The sequence below is a fragment of the Paenibacillus xinjiangensis genome (assembly GCF_059686975.1).
The window spans coordinates 87,365-112,624 of record NZ_JCAALS010000010.1 but is presented as its reverse complement, the minus strand read 5'-3'; the positions used below and the strand labels follow the sequence as shown (position 1 = coordinate 112,624).

At 49.0% G+C, this 25,260-nt stretch carries 24 protein-coding genes; 20 read left to right on the top strand and 4 right to left on the bottom strand.

The window, feature by feature from the left end:
• Positions 1-130: 130 nt before the first annotated feature.
• From msrA to AC6ESP_RS12195, 3 genes are all read left to right on the top strand, one after another.
• Complete coding sequence (gene msrA / locus AC6ESP_RS12205; protein ID WP_497096999.1) at positions 131-772, top strand: peptide-methionine (S)-S-oxide reductase MsrA; 642 nt, start codon at positions 131-133, stop codon at positions 770-772.
• The gene (locus AC6ESP_RS12200) at positions 709-1,428 is read left to right on the top strand and encodes a DUF8426 domain-containing protein (RefSeq protein WP_497096998.1); all 720 of its coding nucleotides are present in this window, start codon (positions 709-711) and stop codon (positions 1,426-1,428) included. The genes msrA and AC6ESP_RS12200 overlap by 64 nt, the downstream gene beginning before the upstream one ends.
• Before the next feature lie 162 nt (positions 1,429-1,590).
• Positions 1,591-3,024 (top strand): N-acetylmuramoyl-L-alanine amidase family protein, encoded by a 1,434-nt coding sequence (locus tag AC6ESP_RS12195; protein WP_497096997.1) that lies wholly within the window; start codon positions 1,591-1,593, stop codon positions 3,022-3,024.
• 179 nt (positions 3,025-3,203) lie between these two features.
• Here AC6ESP_RS12195 and AC6ESP_RS12190 read toward each other — a convergent pair whose 3' ends face one another.
• Complete coding sequence (locus AC6ESP_RS12190) at positions 3,204-3,839, bottom strand: FMN-dependent NADH-azoreductase (RefSeq protein ID WP_497097076.1); 636 nt, start codon at positions 3,837-3,839, stop codon at positions 3,204-3,206.
• 472 nt (positions 3,840-4,311) lie between these two features.
• Positions 4,312-4,656, bottom strand: a complete 345-nt coding sequence (locus AC6ESP_RS12185) for a transporter (protein ID WP_497096996.1) — start codon at positions 4,654-4,656, stop codon at positions 4,312-4,314.
• A 211-nt stretch (positions 4,657-4,867) separates the two neighbouring features.
• Here AC6ESP_RS12185 and AC6ESP_RS12180 point away from each other — a divergent pair, with 211 nt between their 5' ends.
• Genes AC6ESP_RS12180 through AC6ESP_RS12155 form a run of 6 tightly spaced genes read left to right on the top strand, consistent with a single transcriptional unit; the run spans position 4,868 to position 9,711 of the window.
• Positions 4,868-5,185, top strand: a complete 318-nt coding sequence (locus tag AC6ESP_RS12180; protein WP_497096995.1) for a thioredoxin family protein — start codon at positions 4,868-4,870, stop codon at positions 5,183-5,185.
• A 17-nt stretch (positions 5,186-5,202) separates the two neighbouring features.
• Positions 5,203-5,877, top strand: coding sequence for a response regulator transcription factor (locus tag AC6ESP_RS12175; RefSeq protein WP_497096994.1), 675 nt, complete (start codon positions 5,203-5,205; stop codon positions 5,875-5,877).
• Positions 5,878-5,924: 47 nt separating this feature from the next.
• Entirely contained in the window at positions 5,925-7,292 is a 1,368-nt protein-coding gene (locus AC6ESP_RS12170; RefSeq protein WP_497096993.1) for a sensor histidine kinase, read from the top strand.
• Positions 7,293-7,350: 58 nt separating this feature from the next.
• Entirely contained in the window at positions 7,351-8,265 is a 915-nt protein-coding gene (locus AC6ESP_RS12165) for an ABC transporter ATP-binding protein (protein ID WP_497096992.1), read from the top strand.
• A complete protein-coding gene (locus AC6ESP_RS12160; RefSeq protein WP_497096991.1) occupies positions 8,262-8,969 on the top strand; it encodes an ABC transporter permease in 708 nt (235 codons plus the stop codon). The genes AC6ESP_RS12165 and AC6ESP_RS12160 overlap by 4 nt, the downstream gene beginning before the upstream one ends.
• A gap of 1 nt (position 8,970) precedes the next feature.
• A complete protein-coding gene (locus AC6ESP_RS12155) occupies positions 8,971-9,711 on the top strand; it encodes an ABC transporter permease (RefSeq protein WP_497096990.1) in 741 nt (246 codons plus the stop codon).
• Between the two features lie 89 nt (positions 9,712-9,800).
• Here AC6ESP_RS12155 and AC6ESP_RS12150 read toward each other — a convergent pair whose 3' ends face one another.
• Both AC6ESP_RS12150 and AC6ESP_RS12145 read right to left on the bottom strand, forming a co-directional pair.
• Complete coding sequence (locus AC6ESP_RS12150) at positions 9,801-12,758, bottom strand: DEAD/DEAH box helicase (RefSeq protein WP_497096989.1); 2,958 nt, start codon at positions 12,756-12,758, stop codon at positions 9,801-9,803.
• Complete coding sequence (locus tag AC6ESP_RS12145; protein WP_497096988.1) at positions 12,755-14,386, bottom strand: SWIM zinc finger family protein; 1,632 nt, start codon at positions 14,384-14,386, stop codon at positions 12,755-12,757. Before AC6ESP_RS12145 ends, AC6ESP_RS12150 begins: the two co-directional genes overlap by 4 nt.
• Positions 14,387-14,627: 241 nt before the next feature.
• Between AC6ESP_RS12145 and AC6ESP_RS12140 the strand changes: the two genes are divergently transcribed.
• The 11 genes from AC6ESP_RS12140 (at position 14,628) to AC6ESP_RS12090 (ending at position 25,218) form a co-directional block, all read left to right on the top strand.
• Positions 14,628-14,795, top strand: coding sequence for a hypothetical protein (locus AC6ESP_RS12140; RefSeq protein WP_497096987.1), 168 nt, complete (start codon positions 14,628-14,630; stop codon positions 14,793-14,795).
• A gap of 162 nt (positions 14,796-14,957) precedes the next feature.
• Positions 14,958-15,506 carry a signal peptidase I gene (lepB, locus tag AC6ESP_RS12135; RefSeq protein ID WP_497097075.1) on the top strand — a complete coding sequence of 183 codons (549 nt, stop codon included), beginning with the start codon at positions 14,958-14,960 and terminating at the stop codon, positions 15,504-15,506.
• A 185-nt stretch (positions 15,507-15,691) separates the two neighbouring features.
• On the top strand, positions 15,692-16,471 hold the full coding sequence (locus AC6ESP_RS12130) for a squalene/phytoene synthase family protein (RefSeq protein ID WP_497096986.1): 780 nt from the start codon (positions 15,692-15,694) through the stop codon (positions 16,469-16,471).
• A 377-nt stretch (positions 16,472-16,848) separates the two neighbouring features.
• Entirely contained in the window at positions 16,849-18,000 is a 1,152-nt protein-coding gene (locus tag AC6ESP_RS12125) for a LytTR family transcriptional regulator DNA-binding domain-containing protein (protein WP_497096985.1), read from the top strand.
• A gap of 180 nt (positions 18,001-18,180) precedes the next feature.
• A complete protein-coding gene (locus AC6ESP_RS12120) occupies positions 18,181-19,029 on the top strand; it encodes an ABC transporter ATP-binding protein (protein WP_497096984.1) in 849 nt (282 codons plus the stop codon).
• Positions 19,026-19,736 (top strand): ABC transporter permease, encoded by a 711-nt coding sequence (locus AC6ESP_RS12115; protein WP_497096983.1) that lies wholly within the window; start codon positions 19,026-19,028, stop codon positions 19,734-19,736. Before AC6ESP_RS12120 ends, AC6ESP_RS12115 begins: the two co-directional genes overlap by 4 nt.
• Before the next feature lie 144 nt (positions 19,737-19,880).
• Positions 19,881-21,863 carry a methyl-accepting chemotaxis protein gene (locus tag AC6ESP_RS12110; RefSeq protein ID WP_497096982.1) on the top strand — a complete coding sequence of 661 codons (1,983 nt, stop codon included), beginning with the start codon at positions 19,881-19,883 and terminating at the stop codon, positions 21,861-21,863.
• A gap of 3 nt (positions 21,864-21,866) precedes the next feature.
• Positions 21,867-22,070 (top strand): N-acetyltransferase, encoded by a 204-nt coding sequence (locus AC6ESP_RS12105; protein ID WP_497097074.1) that lies wholly within the window; start codon positions 21,867-21,869, stop codon positions 22,068-22,070.
• A 184-nt stretch (positions 22,071-22,254) separates the two neighbouring features.
• Positions 22,255-22,485, top strand: coding sequence for a helix-turn-helix domain-containing protein (locus AC6ESP_RS12100; RefSeq protein ID WP_497096981.1), 231 nt, complete (start codon positions 22,255-22,257; stop codon positions 22,483-22,485).
• Positions 22,486-22,651: 166 nt separating this feature from the next.
• Positions 22,652-23,425, top strand: a complete 774-nt coding sequence (locus AC6ESP_RS12095; protein ID WP_497096980.1) for a polysaccharide deacetylase family protein — start codon at positions 22,652-22,654, stop codon at positions 23,423-23,425.
• A 200-nt stretch (positions 23,426-23,625) separates the two neighbouring features.
• On the top strand, positions 23,626-25,218 hold the full coding sequence (locus tag AC6ESP_RS12090) for an ATP-binding protein (protein ID WP_497096979.1): 1,593 nt from the start codon (positions 23,626-23,628) through the stop codon (positions 25,216-25,218).
• The last annotated feature ends 42 nt before the right edge of the window (positions 25,219-25,260 follow it).

Sequence of the window (25,260 nt, the reverse complement as noted above, 5' to 3'; positions counted from 1 at the left end):
TGTTCCATCAGTAGTTGTTAACTACTAGTGATGGAACAGCTCTTTTTTGCGAGAAATGACAGTAGTGGACAGAATAGGTTGAATAGCTGAGCCTAATTATGATACGTTGTCGGAGAATGGAGGTACTGCGATGGACAATCAAGACAGCAATAGACAGCTTGCGACACTTGGAATGGGCTGCTTCTGGAGTCCCGAGGCTCTGTTCGGTCAATTGCCGGGTGTCATTCATACCTGCACGGGATACGCAGGCGGCAGCACAGCAGCACCTACATATCGTGCAATGGGAGATCATACCGAAACGGTTCAGATGAGCTTCGATCCTCGCATCTTGTCCTTCGAGGATATTGTGGAGCTGTTCTGGTCCAGCCATAACGCTGATAACATTAACGATTACAAAGGAAGCCAATATAGATCGCTGTTGATGGTTCATAACGATAGTCAGCAAGCAGCGGTGCAGCATATTGTGGAAAGGAGAAGGGCTTCCGGGAAGGAAGAGAATGCCACAACAATCATCCCGTATTCTGGTTTCTACCGTGCGGAAGACAGACATCAGAAGTATTATCTTCGCAGGTATCCGGATGCGATGGAGAAGCTAAACAGACTGTTCTCTACACAGGATGAGCTGGTGAACTCCACCTTGGCAGCTCGTCTGAATGGATTAGCCAAGGGATATACGAATCTTGCGACTATTAGGAAGGAAATAGAACAATGGGAGCTCGATTCTGGGCGAAGAGAGCACATGCTGGAGCTGATCAGGCAGATTCGCTGGTAGAAGCTAATGGGGGAACAAGGATGCATTTATATCATATGAGACTGGATTCTTATAGCACACCAAGGGCAGCGGAATTTCTAGAAGAGAACTTCGTAGGCTTCGGCTGGCCCCATATCGGGAGCTTGGAGGAGACAAGCCGAGAACAATTAATAGAACGGGTAGCCGCGGCTTATGAGGGTGAGGGGCAGGGGCAGGAGCTGCTTCGCAGGCTAGAGGAGGCAAGTATCTTCGTACATGCGATGCAGGATGGCGATTACATGCTCGTTACTGCGGGCACGGAGCTCTATCTTGGTGATCTGGGGGATTATTATTATATCCCTGATGATTCTAATGAGGCACCGATACATCATCGGCGCGGAGTTACTTGGCTGAATGCCGCTGCAAGAGCAGATATTCACAAGGAGCTGCAAGCCTTTCTGGACCAGCAGGAGGCTGCTGCGATAACGAGATTCGAACAGCCTGTCAGCTATGAGCAGCTAGTCAGATGGATGTCGAATCGTACGGTGAATGAGCCCCAATCTGAACCAGCCAGTAAGGTGAATGTTAGTCAGGAGATGGCCTTGGAAGCGCTGGACATTCTGGCACAGGCACTGAGAAGCGATGATGTAGAGCGAAGAGAACGAGCTGCGATCGCTATTTTACACTATGCAAAATGAACGATGCTGCGCCCATATACAAGAGGATGTCGGAGTATATTCCATAATATACTCTTTTTTCCTTTTGACGAAACTTTTTTTTGTTCTTGTGCGTCTATTAATTCGTCTGGTATAGTCGAATCAACGCATTCGCTGCGGGCAATTTCATCATCGAGGTGAAGAATGAAGAAGATTGTACCTATTCTATTGTTTTTGTCGGTTTTTATCACTATATTCTCGGGCATTGGAGTCGGACAAGCTCATGCTGCAGTAACTCCGAAGCTCTATCTCAATGGTCAATTGCTTCAATCCGATGTAGACCCTCAAATTGTTGATGGCAAATATACGATGGTTCCGATACGAGTGGTCTCAGAGAGCATTGGATATGAAGTGACATGGGTTAAGCAGACACAGACGGTCACCATACATAAGGGAACAGATCAGATTATACTGACGATTGATAATAAGACAGCCCTCATTAATAATAATCAGGTTGAAATGGACCAATCTGCTCTTCTACAAAAGGGAACGACACTTATACCGCTTCGTTTCGTAGGTGAACAGCTTGGACTGACGGTTAAGTGGGATGATTCTACGAAATCCGTCTATCTGATTCAAGTACCTGTAGAGCCTGAGAAGCCTGTAGAACCAGAGCCTCCGGTTACGGACGCACCTGCAGGGCTGCTGACATCCATTCAATATGACAGCATGGAAGGCATTCTATTGACTTATACGGGTACGGTTCTCCCGAATAAGCCATTCAAGCTTGATAATCCGAAGCGTATTGTGATCGATCTGCCGAACACGGGTTATTCGGATGCGTTAGTCGCACAATTCAACGGAGCAGGGACGAAGATCGCCGTGGCGGACCATCCTTACTTGCAGACAATTCGTTACTCTCTATTCTCTAACAGTCCCTCTACGGTCAGACTCGTGCTTGATCTGGCTGCCGACGCGGATGCGGAATTGATCGAGGGAACGGGAGAGCTTCGCATTTATGTGAATGAAGTCTCAACAGAGCCTGTTGATCCCGTTGATCCCGTTACTCCTCCGGTGACAGAGCCGCCTGCAGGAAGCAAGGTATACAGCATTATGTTAGATGCGGGACATGGCGGCACAGATCCTGGCGCGACAAGCGTGAATGGCAGGTTCGAAAAGGAGCTTAATCTCACTATAGCCTTGAAGGTCAAGGCTTTGCTCGATCAGGAGAAATTTATTAAACCGCTCATGACAAGGTCGGATGATACGTATTTAACGCTGGCGAATCGCGTTGCACTTGCACAATCAAATAAGGTCGATCTGTTCCTCTCGATTCATGGCAATAGCAATCTTTCGCCTGATCCGAATGGAACGGAAACCTATTATTCGCGGGACAGCAGCAAGGCCTTCGCAGATATCGTTCACAAGCATTTGGCGAAGGCGACGGGGCTGAAGGACCGCGGCGTGAAGAAGGCAAGCCTGCATGTCACGAGGGAGACGACGATGCCAGCTATTCTAATTGAAACAGGCTTCCTATCGAACGCTGGTGACGCGAATATCTTATTCGATGAGGCTGTACAGAACCGGATTGCAGCAGAAATTGTTGCAGGAATCAAAGAATATTTGAAGCTATCATAACCATTATGGCCGCGTATATCGCGGCTTTTTTTTATTAGCTGTGAGCTCCCTCCGATAACGATAAGCTAATCGTTAGTCGATAGTGTACGGGCTGCCGCGGCCATTGTCCAGCATATTGTTATAGGCGAAGCAGCGCATACCAATAGGTGCGCGCTGCTTCGTAATAGGTCAGAATTAGGTTAGAATGATCCGGACAGATCATGGGCTTTGCGGATCGCATCGGCTTTGATCTGCTCGGCACGGTCAGGGAATTGGTTATGGCCTTCCACGAATAAGCCTTGGAAATCGGTAATGCCGAAGAAGCTCATAATAATGCCCAAATAACGATGGCCCATCTCCATATCAGCAGCAGGGCCTTCCGAATAGATACCGCCTCGCGCTTGAATATGCAGCGCCTTCTTGCCAGGGAGCAAGCCAACAGGGCCATTCTCCGTGTACTTGAACGTTTTTCCAGCTGTACATAGAGCATCCAGATAGGCTTTCATAATAGGCGGGAATGAGAAATTCCACATCGGCGTAACGAATACATACTTATCTGCAGCGACGAATTGATCCGTTAATTCACCTAGGCGGCTTACCTTTGCTTGTTCCTCTGCACTTAGATCGGTAAAAGCCGAGCCGCTGCGCAATTTGCCCCATCCGCTGAATACATCTGAATCAATATGTGGAACTTCTACCTTGTACAAGTCAATGGGAACCACTTCATCGCCAGGATTGGCTTTCTTGTAGCCTTCAATGAATGCTTGACCAACTGCCATACTGTAGGAGGTTTGATGATCATGGGGGTGTGCAGTAATATACAGTACGGTTGCCATGGTTAACATCCCTTTCTTCGCGTAGATTTCAGACACTTCTATAGTGTTCATAATTGCCCTTCAATCTATACAAGCTTGGCTTAGAGAGGCATGTCCAGTCGTCTAACGTTACATTTTTCTTTCGTTAAGCCATTTATTTCTCTATCTTCTGTACAGAATGGGGGATCAGCGACGATAAGGAAGAAATAGCAGTAACAGCGGAACTTCATTACCGTACAAGGAAGAAATAGCAGGAAGAGGTGGGTTAGATGTTGCTGGGAACTAGAGGAGTGAAATGAAAAGAAATAAAGTCATTAGCTAAAGAACAAAATGACCTAAGCACATCATTCACTACTATGACTGGTGTATTCCTCTGGCTTCATACCTTTATTTGGGTGGTGTTGTGATTTGGAGATCATTGAATGGAAAGAAGGGAATGTCACAAATGGTCATATCTGACCTTTTGAGACATCCCCTATTGATGAATAATCGATTAAAAACAGGTGAACGATTCAATCTGCCTCAGACTATAGCCAGCATATACCCACGTTCTACCGGTCCATCTGAAGCCCGATACCGAAGTGCGTCCTACAAAGATTGGGAAGAACCAGAAGCCAGGTCCGAATCGTGGCCAAATATAGGTATTGCGGAATAAGCAGCCGGATATCGCACCCGGGTCTACAGCAAATGTTGAAGCCATAGGCTGAGCAGGCGTGAAGGATGGGGGCGGCGGTGGTAATTGAGTCTGTTGTTGGCCGGGAGGTCCTGATGGTCCTGGGAATCCTGGAAACCCTCCTGGTGGTCCTGGCGGAGGGCCTGGTGGCGGCATAAAAGCCATTATGGTTTCACTCCTTATGAATGGGCTTCTATAGTATATGGCTGACTAGGTGAAGAGGACCTAGGCAAATGTTCATAGGCTAACATTTGCTTGAATCTCGCATTTTTTATAGTATTCTTGAACATAACGCTAGTTCGCGGATTCAGAGAAATCAATGACTGCTTGTAGAATAAGGAGCTGTCTGCTCATCAATAGAAAGGATTAGGATACGATGGCTATGCAAGAAATAGATGAGGAAGCTTGGCTGCGGCTGGATCGAATTGGCAATGGGCATGACGCGCTGCTGTTCTCTTCCCCCTTCTGCGGTACGTGCAAGGTTGCAGAGCGAATGCTGGAGATCGTTGAAGCGGCCAAGGTCCCTGTTACGATGTACAAAATTAACATTAACTACGCCGCTAAGCTGCGTGACGCTTGGCGAATTTCTAGCGTTCCCTGCCTAGTGCTGCTGAAGGATGGCAAGCCGTATCGGTTCGAATATGCAATGCGCTCTGTCGATTATCTCTACCGAATCATGACGGATCTTGAATAAGGAAGGAGAATGTCGGAATGAGCATGAAGCTGTTATATATTGAAGACGATAAGGAAATCGGGAGCTTTGTCTGTGAGCATCTTCAGCAGCATGGATTCGAGGTGGTCTGGCTGATCAGCGGCGAGCGGGCGCTCGAAGAAGTGAAAGGGGCAAGCCTTGTTATTCTCGATGTTATGCTCCCAGGACTAGATGGCTTCACAGTTGGGCAGAGGCTCAAGAAAGCAGAGCCGACGATTCCGATTCTAATGTTGTCCGCCCGCACCTCTATTGATGATAAGCTGCTCGGCCTGCAGTTCGCAGATGATTATGTCACGAAGCCGTTTCATCCGGATGAGCTGACTGCGCGAATAGAGGTACTGCTTCGAAGGTTCGGAGCTTTTGCCGCTAAGCCTGTGGAGATTAAGCATCTGCTTGTCTATGAGAAGGAGAACCGTATAGAGAACCGAGAGACAGGCGAGGAAATATTGCTGACAGGCAAGCAATTCCAAATCTTCGGCTACCTGCTGCGTCATCTGGGTCAGATTATGACTAAGGAGCAGATCTATGAAGCGGTCTGGGGCGAGCCCTTTATGGAGGGTGATAAGACGTTAATGGTTCATATTCGTTATTTGCGGGAGAAAATAGAACGAAACCCTGCGATTCCCGAAGTCATTGAGACGGTTCGCGGAATCGGCTATAGGGTGAGATCGTGAAGCTAAGGAAGCGGCTATCTCATCGCACGAAATTTCACCACTCCCTAATGTCCCGTTATTTGCTCATTATTATGTTCGCCTTCCTCTTCATCCCCATCATCTTCCCGCTTGCAAGCGTGATCTATCTGTTAAGCGAGAACGTACTGCATAAGGAACAATATACCGGATTGAAATATGGCAATGCTGCACAGCTAGAGGAGATGTGGCATCAGGAAGCGGCTGCGCTGGATGGCGGCTCCGCTGAGCAGATCGAGAGCAAGCTGCAAGAGATGAAGCTGAGATATCCGGAGGGTGCTTTCTTCTGGGTCAATGCAGCTGGCGATACCCAATTGCAGATTGCTGTAGAGACGCAGCTTCCCGTGCACTGGACGCCCGAGGATGCGATTCGCTTCATGAAGGAGAGCTTCGATAGTGATCCATTCACAATCGTTGCTTTTATCGGGCCTAATAATGAAGGACCCGCCTTCATGGTGCTGCAGCTGCCGAGATATCTGCTTCAAGCGATAACGCCGCTTGGTATAGAAACACCGTTCTATATCGTCTTTATTGTCATTATGCTCGCCTTCTTCGTAATCATGTCACTGCTGTTCTTCAGGCATATTCGGCGGCGTCTGCTCCGGCTGCAGGAGGCGATGAGCCTGCAGGGACAAGATGGTCTGCCGCTGCCAATTGTACAGAAGAAGCAGGATGAGATTGGTCAGCTCGAAGCGGCCTTCAATCGAATGGTCGACCAGCTGAGGGACAGTGTTCAGCGGGAGCGGGAGGAAGAGGAGCTGCGCAAGCGTCTTATTTCCAATCTATCGCATGATTTGCGTACGCCATTGACAATTATTAACAGCCATCTCTACACCTTGCACAGAGAAGAGCTCAGCAAGGTGGGACGAGAGTCGATGAAACAGATGGAAGCTAAGGTGGCAGGCCTCAGCAGCTTAATTGAGAATCTTCTTTCCTACAGCCTAATGGCGAGCGGACGTTACCCTCTAAGACTGGAGCCACTCGATATCGTGCGGACCGCCAGAGAGAGCGCTGCGCAGTGGTATCCGCTGTGGGAGAGAGAGGGCATCGAGGTTGATGTTGACCTCCCGGAGGAGCCCTTATGGTGGACCGTGGATGCCATGGGGATGAAGCGTGTGCTTGATAATTTGTTCCAGAATGTGGTGAGGCATGCTGCTAATGGACAGTATATCCGTATATCGATGGGGCAGCGGAATAGCCAGCAGGCGCTCATTATTGAGGATCACGGAGGGGGAATGAAGGCCTCGTCTGAACACACAGGAGCAGGTATAGGGCTGGCTATAGTCGATTATTTGATCCGCGAGATGGGGCTTGAATGGCATACCGTAAGTGAAACGACAGGAACTAGCGTGTACATCTATCCCAAGTCTGCTGAGCGGATTTTTTTAAACGAAATTTAAACTTGCTTGCCCTCTGTTTTAACCTTCATCCGTTATTCTAGTTCTCGAGGTGATGAACTTGAGTGAATGGATTATTGAAACGAGAGGGCTAAGCAAAAAATATAAAGGACGCTATGCCGTCTCGAACTTGAACTTAAGTATTGCAAAAGGGGATATATACGGGTTTCTCGGACCGAATGGCGCTGGCAAGACGACGACAATCCGGATGCTGCTCGGGTTAATTAAGCCATCTAAGGGCTCCGTGCAGCTATTCGGCAGACCGCTTAACAAAGAGCGGCTCGCGATTCTGCGCAAGGTGGGCTCCCTTGTCGAATACCCGTCTAATTACGGGCATTTGAACGCAATTGACAACTTGGAGGCCATCAGGCGGATTATCGATGTACCGAAGCTGAGAATCAGCGAGGTGCTGGACATCGTTGGGTTGACGGCGGAGGCGAAGCGTCCAGTCAAAGGATATTCGCTAGGGATGAAGCAGCGGCTAGGCATTGCGAGTGCCTTGCTTGGCAGTCCGGAGCTGCTCATTCTAGACGAGCCTACGAATGGGCTTGATCCATCAGGTATTCTAGAAATTCGTGAGCTCATCAAGAGTATGCCGAAGAGCCATGGAATCACGGTGCTCATATCCAGCCACTTATTAAGTGAAGTTGAGCAGATGGCAGGAACGGTAGGGATTATTCGCCAGGGGGAGATGATCTACCAGGATACGATTGCTAATCTCCATCGGCAAGCACAAGGGATGATCCTGCTGCGGGTATCCGAACCGGATAGAGCGCTGCTAACGCTTCATGAGCAAGGGGTTAACGCCGTTCTGAGCGATTCGCACCTTATGCTGGAGGAGACGGACGATCTTGCGGTAGCGCGAATGATCCATAATTTGGTGGCGAACAAACATGAGGTGTACCGTATTGAGGAGAAAAGGAAATCGCTAGAGGATCTCTTCCTGCAGATTGTCGGCGAGGGGAAATCATTATGATCGGTAAGGCGCTGTCGTCTGATATGCTGAAAATACGGGGCAAAGGCTTGTGGCTTCTTGCTATGCTTGGACCAATCGGAATGATTGCGATGCAAGGTCTGAACTTCGGTCTTCGTTATGACTACCTGACCAAGCAGTATGCAGATGATTTGTGGGGAGGATTACTGGAGAACATTGTGATGTTCGTCCCTATCGGACTCCTTCTCGGGATCACACTGATCTGTTCCTTGCTTGCGAATGTAGAGCATGGATTAAGTTCGTGGAAGCAGCTGCTGGCGCTGCCGATTTCAAAATATGCGGTATTCGGAGCCAAGTTTGCTGTATGCGTAATTCTGCTGGTCTTCTCCTGTGTACTATTAGTGATAGGGACAGCCGTACTCGGTCTATTGCTGGATTTCGGAGTGGAGATGCCCATAGGCGATATGCTGCGACTTAGCTTCTACCCCTTCCTCGCATCCATGCCGATATTGGCTCTGCTGCTATGGCTGTGCCTGACGTTCAAGAACCAAGCACTGCCGATCACCATTGGCGTCGTACTGTCTGTTCTATCGCTCTTCCCGATCTCGGAATGGGTACCAGTGAGCTGGCCATTGCTCGGCTATACAGGCCCATATGAGGAAGTGTTCGTTGCTGCGGGTGTTGCATGCGGACTGCTGCTCCTGCTGCTCGGTTCCCTTCATTTCAACCAGAAGGATGTGAATTGAGATGAGCACGTACTTCCGCACGCTTGCTTCAGAACGATTGAAGCTAGCCAAGTCGAATATTTGGATGCTTGTGCCGATAAGTCCGTTGTTGTCTCTCGTAATAGGATTCTTGACCTCGCTCGATACGACAGAGCGAAGCTCGTGGTTTGTCATCTTGTTCTCCGCGATGGCAACCATGCATAGCATACTCCTATTGCCCATACTGACGGGTGTATTCTCTGCCTTCGTCTGTCGTTATGAGCACGCTGGCGGGGGGTGGAAGCAGCTGCTGTCTCTGCCTATATCACGAACATCGCTGTATATGGCGAAGCTCTCTATCGTCGCTCTGCTGCTTGCAGCCACGCAGCTGCTCTTTCTTGCGGCAGTGCTAATCGCATTCCAGTATCATGGAATTAATGGGGGAGTGCCTTGGGATATCCTGCTCCCAGCGGTCGTCTGCGGCTGGCTGGCCTGCTTGCCGCTTGCGGCTATGCAGCTCTGGGCTTCCATCAGCTGGAGCAGCTTCGCTGCACCGCTTGCGATCAACGTTATGCTGACGATTCCGAATATACTGATTATCAATTCAGCCAAGTTCGGACCGTTCTACCCATGGGCGCAGCCAGCACTTGCTATGCTGACGACAAGCTCAATGGACTTTGGAGCTTTCACGCTGCCCTTGGAGAGTCTTCTTATAACCGTGCTTGGCAGCTTCCTCGTCTTCTTTGTCGGAGGCTTGGTCTACTTCAATCGCAGAGAAATATAACTGCGGAATCAGATAGGCTTATAGGAATGAGCAAAAGAACCTTCAACCTCTACTGTAGGAACAGTGAGATTGAAGGTTCTTTGTTCGTGTCAGCCGCCCCAATCACTTCGCAAGGTGAATAGATCCTTCAGCGCTTCCGTGGACAGCTCGGTAATCCAGCCCTCGGAATTGGTTATGACATTGTCGCTTAGCTGCTGCTTACTCTCCAGCATTTCATCAATACGTTCTTCTAATGTGCCGAGAGAGATGAATTTGTGAACTTGAACATCCTTCTTCTGGCCCATCCGATAGGCGCGGTCTGTTGCCTGGTTCTCTACCGCTGGATTCCACCAGCGGTCGAAGTGGAACACATGGTTGGCAGCTGTAAGGTTGAGTCCAACCCCTCCTGCCTTAATGGACAGGATGAATACAGAAGGCTGCTCAGACGCAGGCAATGTCTGCGACTGGAACTGTTCAATCATCCGATCACGGGCGGTCTTGGAGGTGCTGCCGTTCAGATACAGCACAGGCTCTTGAAGCTCCTGCTGGAGCACCTGCTGAAGCATCTGACCCATGCCGATATACTGGGTGAAGATCAAGCAGCGCTCGTCCTCCTCGCGCAGCTCTCTGACCATCGCAATCAGACGCTCCAGCTTGGCGGAGCGGGTGATCAGCGTCTCGGTATCCAGCAGACCAGGCTGGCCATTAGCTCCGGCAGCAGGCTCTGGCATCGCTTCCTTCGTGAGGAGCATCGGATGATCGCAGAGCTGCTTGAGCTGCGTAAGTGCAGCAAGAATCGCGCCTTTGCGCTCAATGCCTTCGAGCTGCTGCATGCGCTCCATCAGATGATTGACCGTCTGATCATAGAGCGCTCCCTGCTCAGCAGTGAGATGAATATACGTCTTCATCTCATTCTTCTCCGGCAGGTCAAGCTGGATCGCCGGGTCCTTCTTCTTGCGCCGCAGCATGAACGGCTTGACTAGCTTCTGCAGATCAGCCGTCCGCTGCTCATCGCGCTCCTTCTCGATCGCGTTGCTGAATCGTTCCGTGAAGGCGCGCTGGGTACCCAGATAACCTGGATTAATGAAATCATACAGCGACCACAGCTCTGACAGCCGATTCTCGATAGGCGTTCCTGTCAATGCGATACGATGCTTAGCTGGGAAGCTTCTCACGGCCGTCGATTGCTTGGTCTGGGCATTCTTAATATTCTGCGCTTCATCCAGGCAGATGGACGGCCAAGTGAATGCTGCGAACAGCTCCTGATCCAGCGTTGCCGTTGCGTAGGAGGTGAGGATGACATCCGTTTGTCTGGCGGACTGCTCGAATTCTTCACCGCTTGTCCGTCTATTGCCATAATGGAGCATCACCTTCAAGGATGGGGCGAACTTGGTAAGCTCCTTCTGCCAATTGCCTAGTACGGATGTAGGACAGATAAGGAGGCTGCCGACATCGTTATTCACATTTATATCCTTCAAATGCAATAAATACGCGATGAATTGAACGGTTTTGCCGAGTCCCATATCATCGGCGAGACAAGCGCCCAGACCGAAGCGGCGCAGGAAGGCAAGCCATTCATAGCCTTCCTGCTGATACCCTCGAAGGCTCGCCTTCAAATCCTCTGGCACGGGAAGCTCCGGGAACTGGCTCTGCTGCCCGAGCTGGCTGATCAGCTTCACTAGATGCTCATTGAGCTCCACTTCAAGCTGAATACGCTCGGAATTAGCTTGCTGCTCAGCCGCTTCGGTGCTCTCTGCGCCATCGCCGCTTCCAAGCAGATGCAGCTGCAAAATATCTTGGAAGGAGAGGCCTTGTGAGCTGTCCACACCCGCCATCATACGGCGAATTTGTGCCAGCAGAGCCGGATCGAGAGAGACCCATTGTCCGCGAAAGCGGACTAATCGCTCATTGCGTGCGACCAGCTCGGCGAACTCATGCTCAGAGAGATCCGTATCGCCCACCGCTATGCGCCAATCGAAGTCGACAAGGGAATCCAGCCCGAACAGCGATTGTCCAGAGCTGGCCGGACTTCCTTCGCCTTGGCGGACCTTGGCGCGAAGCCGAGGCTTCTTGCGGCTTGCGGCTTCCCACCAGCCTGGCAGCAGCACGAGCCAGCCGGATTCAAGCAGCTTGCGGCTATCCGTCGTCAAGAACTGCCATGCGGCTTCGTCGGTCAGTTCTCCGCTTAGCTGATCATCGCTGCTGCCCGTCAGGAAGAGCTCCGGCAGACTTCCTCGCAGATGCTCGAACCATCCGGCAGAGCGCTCATGAATGTAAGTCGACCACGCTGCCGGCCAAGAGCCGAAAGCCTCGCCATCTTCTGCAAGGCGGATGGCGATCATGGCTGCCTGATCCTGCTTATCCTGCAGCACCAGCTTCAAGCGCCACGCCGGAGCATCATCATCCGGCTCCAGCAATTGCAGGAGCGGACGGAATGGAGCGGTATCCGCTTTCCAGCCGATTGAGATGAGCCATGCCTGCTCATCCACATGAGCAGCAGCGCCTTCGTCCTTCGTGAATAGTAGCGGATGCTCGGCACGCAGATCAGCTGCCGTCATCTCAGTTCCGTAATAGCGAGTATATACAGCGGCAGAGAACGCGCTGCTTAATCCTTCGGCTAATGGGGCGGAAAGCTCGGTGAGCATCGCCTGCCCTTGCTCCGACAGCAGATCTTGATCCCATACCCACTGCAGCTTGCCAGATTTCCATGCAGAGAGAGAGGGCTTGTATTTCCTATCTTCTAGGCAAGAGGCAAGGGTGGGCGCAAGCTTAACCAATTCTGAGGCCTCATCCTCCCATTGCCACTGTACATGCTCCAGCAGCTTACGCTCGGCGAAGAAGGAGATGACTTGGATGGCAGGCAGGAGCACCAGCTCAATATCTTGAACCTGCTCAATCGCTAGCTCTGTTCCATAGAAGGAAGCATCATGCCATGCGAATAAACGCTGCTTCAGCTCTAACCCAGTCATCGGAGTATGCTGGTCGCGGAATCCATAGAGCAGAGCATCGCCATGGCTGCTTAAGCTGGCATGGACGGTAATGGTAGTCATGTATGATCTCGTGCTCATGATAATAGCTTTCCTCTCCGGAGCTCTTCTTGCAAGGCGCGCAGCCTGCTATAGCGGCTGGCGAATGTGTCCAAGAACAGCTCCCAGCGTTCTTCTTGCTTCATTCTTTTATATAGCTTGGCTAATCGCTTCAGCAGCTTGACCGCTGCCTTATAGCTCGATCGGTTCTTCTCCAGCACATATCGCTCAACAGCTTGATGATAGAAGGGAAGCAGTACTTCCGGCGCCTGCTTCTCCATAGGCTGCAGCACACTGACACGGAACTCCAGAGGATCCTTGCCGATGCCAAGCTGATAGTCCATCCATTGCTGCCATTTGCCATAGGTGAGCAGACTTTCCTCATAGATCGTCTTCGAGCTGGGGAGCATGCGAACTAGTGTGTCCCACAGCTTAGGCTCAGCTTCAGGGACATGCTCGATGGCAGTCTCCCAGTAGTATAAATACTCACGCATGCTATTGTTCCTGGGGTTGTCCATCAACGGACCAGCCTCAGCCAGCCACTGAATGAGTCTGGACCATTCCTTCTCTTGGAATAAAGCCTGCAAGAAGGACAGCAGCTCGAATGGGCGAGAATAATAGACGCTGCTTGCTGCATGGATGTAAGGCCAAGCCTCATGATCCTGCTTCATGAAGAAGTGCATCCAACTCTTCGCAAGCAGAAGGGCAGGCCTGGAGGGAGCACGATCAAGATTGGGCTCCATAACCTCCAGCGCCTTCAGCTCTTCGGCATACAGCGCAGCTTCGCTTGTATTAGGGACTATCCATTTTCTCCAGAACAGGTAATACACCTGGGAGAAATAATAATAATAGCGGCCTTCTGCGAGCATATGCAGCCGGATATAAGAGATCGTCTCGAATAAGCGCTCCCAGCTGTCAGATTCAGCAGATATAGGGAGCTCCGCTGAGAGGATGCGAGCGATGGCTTCCTGAATATCTTCGGCAGCAACCTGAGTGTGGTAGCCTATGCTGCTTAAGCTGGAGGTATGTGCTGCTCGAAGCAGCTTCTCTAGAATATGGAGGTGAGCATGCAGCTCGAACAGCTGCTCCTGAATAAGTGGCAGCTGCGGCTTCAAGCTGTAGATAGCATCTAAGGCTTCCTTCACATCCTGAGAGTTGTAGAGAGTAGCCGTCAGCATCTGAGTGCAGCGCTCGAACAGGCTGTGCCACTGCGGGATCGTTAAGTCTGCCAGCTTGCTTGCCTGTTCTCTTAGCAGAAGTGTCTCTTCCATTCTGCGGGCTTTCTCGGATGTAGCGGCAGGAGCTTGTGCAGAAGGCTTCGCTGCTTGCTTGAAGCTGGCTGTTGTATGAGCGTTCACAATCGCATACACCGAACGCTCCTGCACACTCGCATATTCAAGCAGAGCGGCCGCCATATGCTTACAGCTGCGTTCCACCGGGCATGTGCAATGGCTGGTGGAGAGCCTGTCCAGGTGAAGAATAACACGGTAGAGCTCCGTGCCCTCGACCTCGGCCTCTATGTGCTGCGCGTTCACCATGTTGAAGCGCTGGACATGTCCCTGCTTATAATATTGAAAGCCTCGTTTAATAGTGAGGTCATTATATTGCATGGCTATGTCTTCAATTAAAGCAAGCCACTGTGGATCGTCTATGATAAAAGTCGGATTCATTATTAGTCCCCTAGCATTCATAATCTTTATTATTATAGCAGTTAATCTGTCTACTCTGTATAGATGAAGGCGTCATTTAGAGGATATGGCAGGATGTTTATGAATTTCCAGAGATGATTACAGGTTAACCCCTCTGAGCCCCCAATCATCCGTAATGTGCGGCAGCAGCTCGTTTTTCAGCGCTTTCCTTATTCGGTATACTTAAATAGGCAATACAAATGAATCTGGAGGGTGATTGAACTTGAGTTATACCGAGCTGTTAGGACGTCGGAGTGAGCTGCTGAAGCGTACGATTGGAAGGTTCATCATGAAGGACAACAAGAAAGGGCTAAGCACCCAAGAGAGTCATATGTATCAAACCATGCTCAGAGAATGGCATCAGAACGAGCAGGAGCTTAAGCGCAGCTGAGCTGACACTCGCTGTCTATCCATTGATTAATTCTATATGAAACCGCGGCTGCATGAGGCTGCGGTTTTTTCTTATGGAATAGAACGTACCATTTTATAGCAAATATAATTTGTGGTAAACTAATACTATTCTTGCTGGGGGAGGACTTATGTAATGAAAGCCATGAAGGAGATTGGAAGCTGGATCGGTTCATTCGGTTTTGCAATTATATTAACATTGATCATCGGAATATTCGTGTTCCAGCCTTACAAGGTTGACGGGCATTCGATGGACCCCACGCTGCATGATAAAGAACGGATATACGTATCTAAGCTGACTCATACTTTCTCTAACCTGCCTGAATATGGAGACATTGTCGTTATTGACAGCCGAGTTGACGAAGCAAGAAGCTTCCAGGACGATCTGCTGGAGCATCCGCTCATTCAGCTTCTAACAGGAGGCTCGGAGGAGCACACCTTCTACGTGAAGAGAGTCATTGGCAGACCGGGTGATGTGCTGGAATTCAAGGATCAAGTCGTCTATCGCAATGGAGAAGCGCTTGAAGAGCCTTACATAAAAGAAACGATGGAGTTCGTGTCCGATGAGCAGTGGAAGGTTCCAGAGGGGCATGTGTTCGTGATGGGAGATAACCGCAACAACAGCAAGGATAGCAGAGATATTGGATATGTTCCTCTCGATCATGTCATGGGTGTGAAAAAGTTCCCCAAATGATTCGTCGACCCTCACTAAACTCCCTGAATATGGGGATGGAAATCCTTTTATTTGGTTAAGGGTAAGGATATGGAAGCTGCGTATTTGCATATTTGGGCTTCCCTATGAACGTATGGTATCATTAAGAAAAAGCATAGCTATCTTTGGAGGGAGTACCTATCACTAACGTCGTCCTGAATGATGCAATGACCATGTTACAAAAGACAAGCCGCACTTTTTATATTCCAATTAGCCGGTTGGATTCAGGCTTGAAAGAGGCTGTAACGTCAGCTTATCTGTGCATGCGCGCTATCGATGAAATAGAGGATCATAGCGAGCTCTCAGATGAATTGAAAGCAGAGTTGTTGTTCGGTGTGTATGAAGCATCCAAGTCCCCGAACATTGTTGAAGAAACCGGAAAGCTGCTGAAGCCCTACGAGTTGGTATTGCCTGCCGTATCTATGCAGCTGCCGGAGTGGATGCGGCTATGTCCTTCGACCATCTCTCAGACCGTTTATGAGTACAATGCTAAGATGGCGAAGCAAATGGCGGAATGGGTTCAGAACAAATGGGATATTCGAACGGAAGAGGATTTGGATCGTTATACCTACAGCGTAGCGGGAATGGTCGGCGAAATGCTGTCCGAGCTATGGCTGTGGTTTGACGGAACGAAGTCCGATGCGGTGAAGGCTGTTGCCTTTGGCAGAGGGCTGCAGGCGGTTAACATCCTGCGGAACCGCAAAGAGGATCTGGAGCGTGGTGTTGACTTCTATCCAGATGGCTGGGGCTCTAAGGAAATGATGAGCTATACTCGTCGCAACCTGACTATTGCGGATGAGTACATTGCGGATCTGAAGAAGGGTCCGGCACTGAGCTTCTGCAAAATCCCGTTGTCACTCGCTCATGCGACAGTTAACCTTATTTCTGCTGGCGGCAATAAGCTCACGCGAGACGCTGTTCTGAAGCTAGTAAACAAGCTGAATTAATATGCATGAATGGAAGCAGTGCATGAGGAAGCGTTCCCGGACTCCGGGAACGCTTCTTTTTTGTATATGAAGAATGCTAGTGTACATGGTCATACATGGAGGCAGAGCTTAGTTCATTACCACATGCAGGAGCAAGCGATAATTACCAACAAAATGAAAAGGACAAGTATAGTACCTAGATTATTGGATCTGCCGCCAACCTGACCGTGATGACAGTGAGGACTTTTATTATGACCTCCAACATTTCCTACTCCATAGCTCATTAGCTCATCTCCTTTTTATAAGGTACAGTAGCATATGGATATCTGGCGGATAGGTTTGGGCAATTGGATGAAATGTGCGAATGTCCCTAGTGCTCGATATGGAGGCAGGGATGTGTGGCATTCACTGAGCCTTCAGCGCCGTATCTATTGTATAATGGAATAGTTTTGAAAATAAGAGAATCAGGTGATGAAGTGACTATTCTAGACATTACGGATTTAGAAAAATATATGGAGAATACGATGGTATTCCCGGCATTCAGTATGGCGATGGCGCCAAGAGATGTTGCTGCCATCTATTCTAGTATGAATGTGAGAACGATCTTTATTCAGATGCTTCTTGGACGAGCACCGATCTCCAGCGGCCAGCTGATGATTAATGAAGAGCAGCTGGCGAAGAATCGACAGGCTTATTTCTTGCAGCTGGCCTTAATGCCTCTGGATGAAGGCCTCTATGAACGGCTGACCGTCAAGGAGAATGTGGAATTTCATAAGAAGCTGCACTCATCCCCCCATGCAGTAGAGGACATATTGAGGCTCGTTCAGCTGGAGATGAAGATGAATGTCCGCATCAGTAAGCTGAGCTTATCGGAGAGAAAAAGAGTCCATTTTGCACGTGCTCTGCAGCAGGATGCAGCCTTGTATGTATTCGAGGAGCCAGAGCAGAACGTGGATAACGAGACGAAGCTCGTCTTTCTTAGACTGATTCGCACCCTTAGCGAGAGGGGCAAGTGCAGTCTCATTCTAACAGGCAACATGGAGATGGCACTAAGCGTGACGGACCGTGTATACCGGCTCGATGATAAAGGGCTGCATGCGTTCGATGTGGCTGCTACTTACCAAGAGGAGGGAGCGGCGGAAGCGGTGGCTAAGCAGCCGGCATCATTGGACGATGAGGCCTTGGCGGTAGAAGCTGTGTTCCAGCCAGCGCGCTTCGAGAAAATCCCAACGAAGATGAATGATAAGATTGTATTATTCAATCCACCGGAGATCGATTACATCGAGAGTGATGAAGGGCAGTCGAATCTCTACATACAAGGAGAAGTATACCCGTGCGTATTCAAGATTAATGAGCTGGAGGAGCGTCTTAAGCCTTACGGATTCTTCCGCTGCCATCGTTCGTATATCGTGAATCTGCAGAAGGTGCGAGAGGTAATAACCTATACACGGAACAGCTACAGCTTAGTGCTGGAGGATCAAGCGAAGTCATCGGTGCCGCTGTCGAAGAACAAGATGGTCGAGCTGAAGGAAATGATCGGGTTGAAGTAATAGGGTAGCTCCATTCGCAGGAGAAGGGGCTCCAATGGCAGTCTGTCCTGCTCCTGTCAGCCATTCTATAGCTCCATTCGAGCTGCTTGGTGCTCCTTTCACTAGTAATATAATGCGCTGAACCGCCGTAGATCGTAGTATTAAGGCATCAAGCAAGACGATAAACGGAGGTAAGCGGGAATGGACAATATCATTGAGGTTACATCATTAGAAAAGCTGTTCGGCGGTTCTTCAGCATTATCAGACGTAACGTTCCATGTTCGAAAAGGGGAAATATTCGGATTCCTAGGTCCAAGCGGATCGGGTAAAACAACAACAATCAAAATACTGACCGGACAATTGAAGCCAACTTCAGGGAAGGGCTATGTGCTGGGTGTTCCAACAGAGAAGCTGAAGGGCGAATCCTATCGCAAGAGAATAGGAATCATCACAGACAACAGCGCGTTATACAGCCGACTGTCTGTGTACGACAATCTCAAGTTCTATTGCGATCTGTATGATCGTCCTTATAGTCGAATAGAAGAAGTGCTTCAGATGGTCAATCTAGCGGGCGAAAAGAAGAAGATTGTATCGAAGCTGTCCAAAGGCATGCTGCAGCGTGTAACGCTCGCGAGAGCCTTCATTCATGAGCCGGAGCTCTTATTCCTCGATGAGCCGACCTCAGCGCTCGACCCTGTGAACACGAAGCATGTGTATGAAGGCTTGAGACGCTTGAAGGAGCAGGGGACAACGATTTTCCTAACAACCCATGATATGAATGAAGCAGAGGTGTTATGCGACCGTGTAGCTTTTTTGAATAAGGGAGTGATTCAGCTGCTGGATTCACCGAAAGCCCTTCGCCAGAAGCACGGAGACGCTACACTCACAGTAGAGCTGAGCGATGGAAGCCGAGTCATTGTGGACAAAGGCCCTAGCGGTGCTAAGAAGCTGCATGATTATATGATAGCGGACGAGGTTGTTGCGGTATATACGAACAATCCGACGTTAGGCGATATCTTTGTGGAAGTAACGGGAGGAGAATTGGTATGACCATATCGATGAAGCGAACACTAGCGATCCTGCAAAAGGATTATAAGGATATTTCCAGGAACTTGTATGTATCAAGCACCCTGCTGCTGCCACTTATTATAGCTGCCGCCTATGGAAGGATGGGAATGGATACGATCAGCTCGCATTATATGATCATTAATATGACCCTCTTACTGGTAGGCTCTTACGTCCAATCGGCATTGATTGCCGAGGAGAAAGAGAAGAATACGCTGCGCGGCTTGATGCTGTCACCTGCAAGCACGCTCGAGATTATTTGCGGCAAGAGCCTGCTTAGCTTCATTAGCACCGTTATTATCCTCATCATCTCCATGCTTCTCTCGAATTATGAGCCGGCGAATATGGTCATGGTAGGAGCTGCTCTGCTGCTGTCTATCCTATTCTATCTCGGAGTTGGGACGGTGATCGGACTATTAACCAAGTCCGTGATGGAGGCTTCCGTAGCGATTATGCCTGTGTTCATCCTGCTAACGTTCGGCCCCTTCTTGACCTCGTTAATGGAGGAGTATCCGGTTCTGCGGGTAGCCGAATATTTGCCAAGCCTTCAGCTAGAGAAGCTGGCGAGTGGGGTGGAGGCCGGAGCGGGTCTGTCTGAGCTAGTGCCTCAGTTAGCTGCCATCCTCCTATGGGCTATTGTCATTCATGTGCTGGTTGTTATTGTCTATAAGAAACGTATGGTTGATGAATAAAGGCTTTCCATCAAAGCAAACCAGCTGAGCAGAGCGTTCAGCTGGTTTTTTTGTCATTCATCCTAATTAAACCAATCTATTCTTCCGATATTAGGCGTGGAGAATCATACGAACGTCAGACACCATGAGAGAGGAAGATGAACGATGAAGACGAAGTTGAAGACCATATTGTGGAATAATTTCAAGACGAAGCTAATCGCTGCCTTTGTGCTGGTGTTAGTTATTCCCTCTGTAACGGTTGGAGTGCTTGCTTACGAGCAGGCCAAGAAAGAGCTGGAGGATCAGATTGTAAGCAGCACAAGCGAGAATATGGCGCTCGTGAATTCCATTATTAGCGCGACCATTCAGCCGAAGATGCTGGATGTGGATTATTTCGCTGCGAATATTAATGCGGGAATGTCACAGGGTGGACAATATACCGAGGTTTTTCGAATGCTCGATATGTACATAGGGATGCATAAGGATGCAGCAAGCGTCAGCCTTGGAACAGAAACAGGCCAATATGTCAGATCGCCTAAGCAGGAAGCACAGGCGGATTTCGACCCGAGAACAAGGGACTGGTATATCAACGCTATGGATAATAAAGGGCAAGCAATTGTGACCGATCCTTATGTCTCATCTGTAACAGGCGAGATGATTATTACGGTCTCTGAAGCGTTGTCGGATGGCTCAGGCGTTGTGGCGGTTAACCTAGGCATTGACCAGATTAGTAATCTTGCCAGCGCGGTTAGTATCGGCAAAGCTGGTTATGTCATGATTCTGGATGCTAAGAAGAAGGTAGTCGTGGATCCTTCGATTCAACCTGGAGAGGCTGTAGATAACCCCGTCTATGATCTTGTATATGAGAATGCCTCTGGGCAGCTCGATCAGCGTCTAGATGATGAGGATAAAAAGATGTATTATGCGACTAACGAAGTGGTTGGATGGAAAGTTATTGGGCTGATGAATGCTGCGGAAATTGAAGACTCAGCAAGGCCCATTTTTATTAATATGATTGTTACAGTAATAGCCTGTCTCATTATTGGCGGAGGATTAATCTATACGATTATGGTATCCATTATTAAGCCGATTAAGCGGCTTAGGGCATCAGCTATTCAAGTAAGCGAAGGGATCCTCACAGAGACAATTGAAGTGAAGTCCTATGATGAGATTGGTGATCTGGGACGTGCCTTCAACGATATGCAGCATAATTTGCGTTCCATTATTCAGGATGTAGAGGCACGCTCCGAGCAAGTGGCTGCTTCCTCTGATCTCTTAATGGAAGGTGCCAAGCAGACCAGTGCAGCAACCGAGCAAGTGTCAGCCGCTATTCAAGAAGTTGCAGGCGGTGCAGAGAAGCAGATGGGCGGCATTGAGCATAACGTTCATACGATGAATGAGATCGCAATCGGTGTGGAAAGGATTGTGGAGAGTGTAACCGTTCTGTCGGATCTGTCCAGACATTCCACGGTTCAGGCTGAGGAAGGCGGACAGTCCGTTAGTCTGGTTGTCCAACAAATGAGCTCAATTCACGAGTCGGCCGAGAAGTCGGATCGCATCGTACGCTCCTTGTACAATCGTTCCAAAGAAATCGGCTCCATCACCGATGTGATCAGCGGGATCGCGCAGCAGACGAATTTGTTGGCGCTGAATGCTGCTATCGAGGCTGCACGGGCTGGGGAGCATGGCAAGGGCTTCGCCGTTGTCGCCACTGAGGTTCGTCAATTAGCGGAGCAATCGCAGGAAGCTGCTAAGCATATCTCTGAGCTGATTGTAGAGGTTCAGCGGGAGACGAGAGAATCAGTTGAAACGACGGAAAAAGTATCCGAGGATATAGCTGGCGGCCTCAGAATATCAACAGAAGCCATTCAGAAGTTCGAGCAGATTGTTGCCAGTATGAGGAACACGACACCTTATATTGATGAAGTATCAGCTATAACAGAGCAAATCTCCGCTAGCGTCCAAGAGGTAGCAGCAACAGCGAATGAGCTTGCGATGATCGCCAAAGGAAATGCAGCAACCTCTGAAGAAGTAGCTGCATCTGCGGAAGAGCAATTAGCGTCTATGGAAGAAATCTCTGCTTCTGCACAAGCGTTATCGAAGTTATCCGAGGAATTAAAGGCACTAATTAATAAGTTCACCTATTAAGGGCTGGCTTGGACCTGCTGTCATTTTCTGCTTAAGGACCGTCTGGGCCGCGGCTTCGCGGAAGCGAGAGCACAGGGGAGAATGATCATCCCTTCCTGCTCCTATGCGCTCGCGCAATTCAAGCGCCATCCTGAATATGCGGATGTGTGGGAGAAGACGTCAGCCACGAATTACTCTGATCCTTACAGCTCCAAAGGACTTTCATAGCTTAGATGAATAATGGCAGTGCGGGGATAATCCTGCACTGCCATTTCCTGTGTTCTCCTCTTGTGGAAGGGCTGTCGTTAGAGGGCATGTAATTCCGCGCCCTAAACAGGTCATTTTCATGATATAATTAGGGATAAGCAGTCTATATGAATGATTGACTGAATAAGAAAGGTTGCGGGTATAGATGTATGAATCTGAGGATTGGAATCTCAAGGTGAAGAAAACATTCAATGCAACGAGCAATGAGGTTGTGTTGACGTTGACAGAGGCAGGAGAGCTGCTGGGGCTTACGAAAGACCAGATGAAAGTGTACGTGGACAAGAACAAGCTCACGAAGGTTCCGATTGTGAGAAGTGTTCATCGGTATCTTCTTTTGAAGAGCGAAATTGATAAGTTATTGGAAGATAAATCATAGATATAACGAGATAGGATCGAGAGCCTGACCGAATACGGTTAGGTTCTTTTATTTGCGCCCCCCACAATATCCCAATTATGAAAAACGAAGAATGGTACATCCTACATAAAGAGGCACAATCAACTTGGATAGGTGAAGAGGTGGAAGATTGGCAAGCTGTTACCGTATGGCAGCGTTGATTCTGTGTGTGGCGCTCTGCTGTGGATTTAGTGTTCCTTCAGAAAGGAAGGGGCGGGATTTCTATGAGAAGACGGGTGAGATCGTATGGGAAGTACCGATGGAAGCGAAGAAATTAGCATTAACCTTTGATGATGGGCCTCATCCTGATACGACGGAGCAAATACTTGATTTGTTGAAGCAATATAACGCTAAGGCTACTTTTTTTGTGCTTGGGAATAAGGTTGAGAAATATGCGGATACGGTGAAGCGCGAAATAGCGGAGGGGCATGAGGTAGCTAATCACACCTATAGTCATGTCTATTTCAAACAGAAGATTAGTCCAGTCACGATAATGGAAGAGGTTGTAAAGACCCAGCAGGTGCTAGAGAAGATAACGGGTAAAAAACCGATGCTGTTCCGCCCGCCAGGCGGCTACTATAATGACCAAACCATTGAAATTATGAAGAAGCTGGGCTATACGACTATCATGTGGTCCTGGCATCAGGATACGGGTGATTGGAGAAATCCGGGTGTAACTCACATTGTGAACAGAGTATTGAACCATGCGCGTAACGGGGATATCATTCTATTGCATGACTATGTTCCGAACTCCACCCAGACCGTCAGAGCGATGAAGATTATTCTTCCTGAGCTAGCGCGAAGAGGGTTCGAGTTCGTGACCGTATCTGAGCTGATCAATGACAAGAAAACCGTGAACGAGCCTCTGCCTTATGACATTCAAGAGAGGCTGAATGCCTCGGGGACAGAGGTTCTGAATTGAAATGAAAATTAGATAAGCTCGTGCCATCTTTAATCAGATGCGCCGGGCTTCTTGTCGCTTGGTTAGACAGAATTAGGGTAATTTCCGTGGAACTAGATTTATTTTGCAATGGAGGAAGGATTGTAGGGATTGCTGGTAGAATCATCCTATGTAACATAGGATGTAGGGAGTTGTCATATTGAGCGGGTGGGTAGAACAACATGATTGAAAGAAAGATAATTGAAGAGATACATCAACAATTCATTCATAACGGCATTAATCCCGATCACATTCCTAAATATGAGATTCGATACTCTAAGGAAGAGCTGGATATGCAGCTGGCCGCCTATAAGGAAATCATAGATGTTATTCAATTTTTCGTGGAAAAGTTTCTGAATTCGGTGTCAGGAAACTCTTTCCTGGTCGCTATATCGGATGCCGAGGGCTATATTCTGGCTTTTGAAGGTGATCCAACCATTATTGGGAATGTAGAAAATCTCGGTATTGTACCAGGTGTTCAGTTCAACGAATCGGAAGCCGTTGGCATCAATACCGTAGCACTGTGCCTGCGATTCAATCAAGCGATTGCGCTCATTGGCAAGGACCATTATCACACCGCACTGCATGGGATGGCATGCTATACAGCACCCTTCTACTCGGAGGGTGGCGGACCATTATTGGGGACAATCTCTATGATGATGGAGCTCTCCTCTGCCCATCCCCATATGCTGGCTCTGCTATGCACGATCGCAGATTCTGTTGAACGGGAGCTGCTGCTCCGCAAGCAGAATACTCAGCTGCATATCTTGAATCAAGCGCTGCTCGACAATAAGTACTATGGTGTCATTGTGAGCGATGGGTCCGGCAGCGTTATGGATATGAATGAGAGCAGTCTGGCTATGATGAAAGTGGATCGCACTATGAAGGACCAGTATATAGGGCGTAATGTGCTGGAGCATGCACGTATAGGGCCGTATTTTCAGCAGGTGATTACTAGTGGGGAAGAATGTGTAGGAATAGAGCTGGATTTTCAATCAGAGGGGAAGTCCAGCTATTATATACTCGATGTCGTTCCCATCTATGATCACCACCACTCGCTTGTTCGTGTAGTGGGCAGCATTCGGGACATTACAGAAATAAAGAACACGAGAGAGCGGCTTCAGAATGCAGAGAAGCTGGTCATTGCCGGTCAGATGGCTGTAAGCATTGCACATGAGATACGCAATCCGCTCACAACGGTCAAAGGAATGCTGCAGTTCTCCAAGCGGAACACAGAGATCGTTCATTATGAGCTGATCATGTCTGAGTTGGAGCGTATGAATCTCATCGTCAGCGAGTTCCTTATTCTAGGAAGGCCGCAGGCGGTGCAATTCACGAATGAGAGCAGCTGCACCATTCTTCAGGAGGTGCTGGATGTATTCAATATCCAGGCATCTATGAATGGCATCATAATTGAATATGAATGCATCTCTGACTGTGTAATCAGCTGCGATAAGAATCAGGTTAAGCAGGTATTCCTGAATATTCTCAAGAACGCGGTGGATGCATTGCCTTATGGAGGAGTCATAACTATCGTTCTCGATGTAGAGGGAGATAACCAGCATATTACTTTCACAGATAGTGGTGAGGGTATGACGGAAGAGGTTATTAGCCGCTTAGGGGAACCGTTCCATACGACAAGAACGGACGGTAACGGTCTTGGTATTATGATTGTTCGGAATATTGTCCAAGCCCATCAAGGGCATATGCGCATTACAAGCGTGCAAGGAGAAGGAACCTCCGTTGATATATGGCTGCCAGCCGGACCTAGATAGGTCCAGTTGTTTCATGCTGGATAGAATGACACCGGCATGCCG

What these genes read in the sequence shown, in the direction of transcription:
- msrA (WP_497096999.1), top strand. Translation starts at nt 131, where the DNA reads ATGGACAATCAAGACAGCAATAGACAGCTTGCGACACTTGGAATGGGC.
- AC6ESP_RS12200 (WP_497096998.1), top strand. Translation starts at nt 709, where the DNA reads ATGGGAGCTCGATTCTGGGCGAAGAGAGCACATGCTGGAGCTGATCAG.
- AC6ESP_RS12195 (WP_497096997.1), top strand. Translation starts at nt 1,591, where the DNA reads ATGAAGAAGATTGTACCTATTCTATTGTTTTTGTCGGTTTTTATCACT.
- AC6ESP_RS12190 (WP_497097076.1), bottom strand. Translation starts at nt 3,839, where the DNA reads ATGGCAACCGTACTGTATATTACTGCACACCCCCATGATCATCAAACC.
- AC6ESP_RS12185 (WP_497096996.1), bottom strand. Translation starts at nt 4,656, where the DNA reads ATGGCTTTTATGCCGCCACCAGGCCCTCCGCCAGGACCACCAGGAGGG.
- AC6ESP_RS12180 (WP_497096995.1), top strand. Translation starts at nt 4,868, where the DNA reads ATGGCTATGCAAGAAATAGATGAGGAAGCTTGGCTGCGGCTGGATCGA.
- AC6ESP_RS12175 (WP_497096994.1), top strand. Translation starts at nt 5,203, where the DNA reads ATGAGCATGAAGCTGTTATATATTGAAGACGATAAGGAAATCGGGAGC.
- AC6ESP_RS12170 (WP_497096993.1), top strand. Translation starts at nt 5,925, where the DNA reads ATGTCCCGTTATTTGCTCATTATTATGTTCGCCTTCCTCTTCATCCCC.
- AC6ESP_RS12160 (WP_497096991.1), top strand. Translation starts at nt 8,262, where the DNA reads ATGATCGGTAAGGCGCTGTCGTCTGATATGCTGAAAATACGGGGCAAA.
- AC6ESP_RS12155 (WP_497096990.1), top strand. Translation starts at nt 8,971, where the DNA reads ATGAGCACGTACTTCCGCACGCTTGCTTCAGAACGATTGAAGCTAGCC.
- AC6ESP_RS12150 (WP_497096989.1), bottom strand. Translation starts at nt 12,758, where the DNA reads ATGAGCACGAGATCATACATGACTACCATTACCGTCCATGCCAGCTTA.
- AC6ESP_RS12145 (WP_497096988.1), bottom strand. Translation starts at nt 14,386, where the DNA reads ATGAATCCGACTTTTATCATAGACGATCCACAGTGGCTTGCTTTAATT.
- lepB (WP_497097075.1), top strand. Translation starts at nt 14,958, where the DNA reads ATGAAGGAGATTGGAAGCTGGATCGGTTCATTCGGTTTTGCAATTATA.
- AC6ESP_RS12130 (WP_497096986.1), top strand. Translation starts at nt 15,692, where the DNA reads ATGACCATGTTACAAAAGACAAGCCGCACTTTTTATATTCCAATTAGC.
- AC6ESP_RS12120 (WP_497096984.1), top strand. Translation starts at nt 18,181, where the DNA reads ATGGACAATATCATTGAGGTTACATCATTAGAAAAGCTGTTCGGCGGT.
- AC6ESP_RS12115 (WP_497096983.1), top strand. Translation starts at nt 19,026, where the DNA reads ATGACCATATCGATGAAGCGAACACTAGCGATCCTGCAAAAGGATTAT.
- AC6ESP_RS12110 (WP_497096982.1), top strand. Translation starts at nt 19,881, where the DNA reads ATGAAGACGAAGTTGAAGACCATATTGTGGAATAATTTCAAGACGAAG.
- AC6ESP_RS12100 (WP_497096981.1), top strand. Translation starts at nt 22,255, where the DNA reads ATGTATGAATCTGAGGATTGGAATCTCAAGGTGAAGAAAACATTCAAT.
- AC6ESP_RS12095 (WP_497096980.1), top strand. Translation starts at nt 22,652, where the DNA reads ATGGCAGCGTTGATTCTGTGTGTGGCGCTCTGCTGTGGATTTAGTGTT.
- AC6ESP_RS12090 (WP_497096979.1), top strand. Translation starts at nt 23,626, where the DNA reads ATGATTGAAAGAAAGATAATTGAAGAGATACATCAACAATTCATTCAT.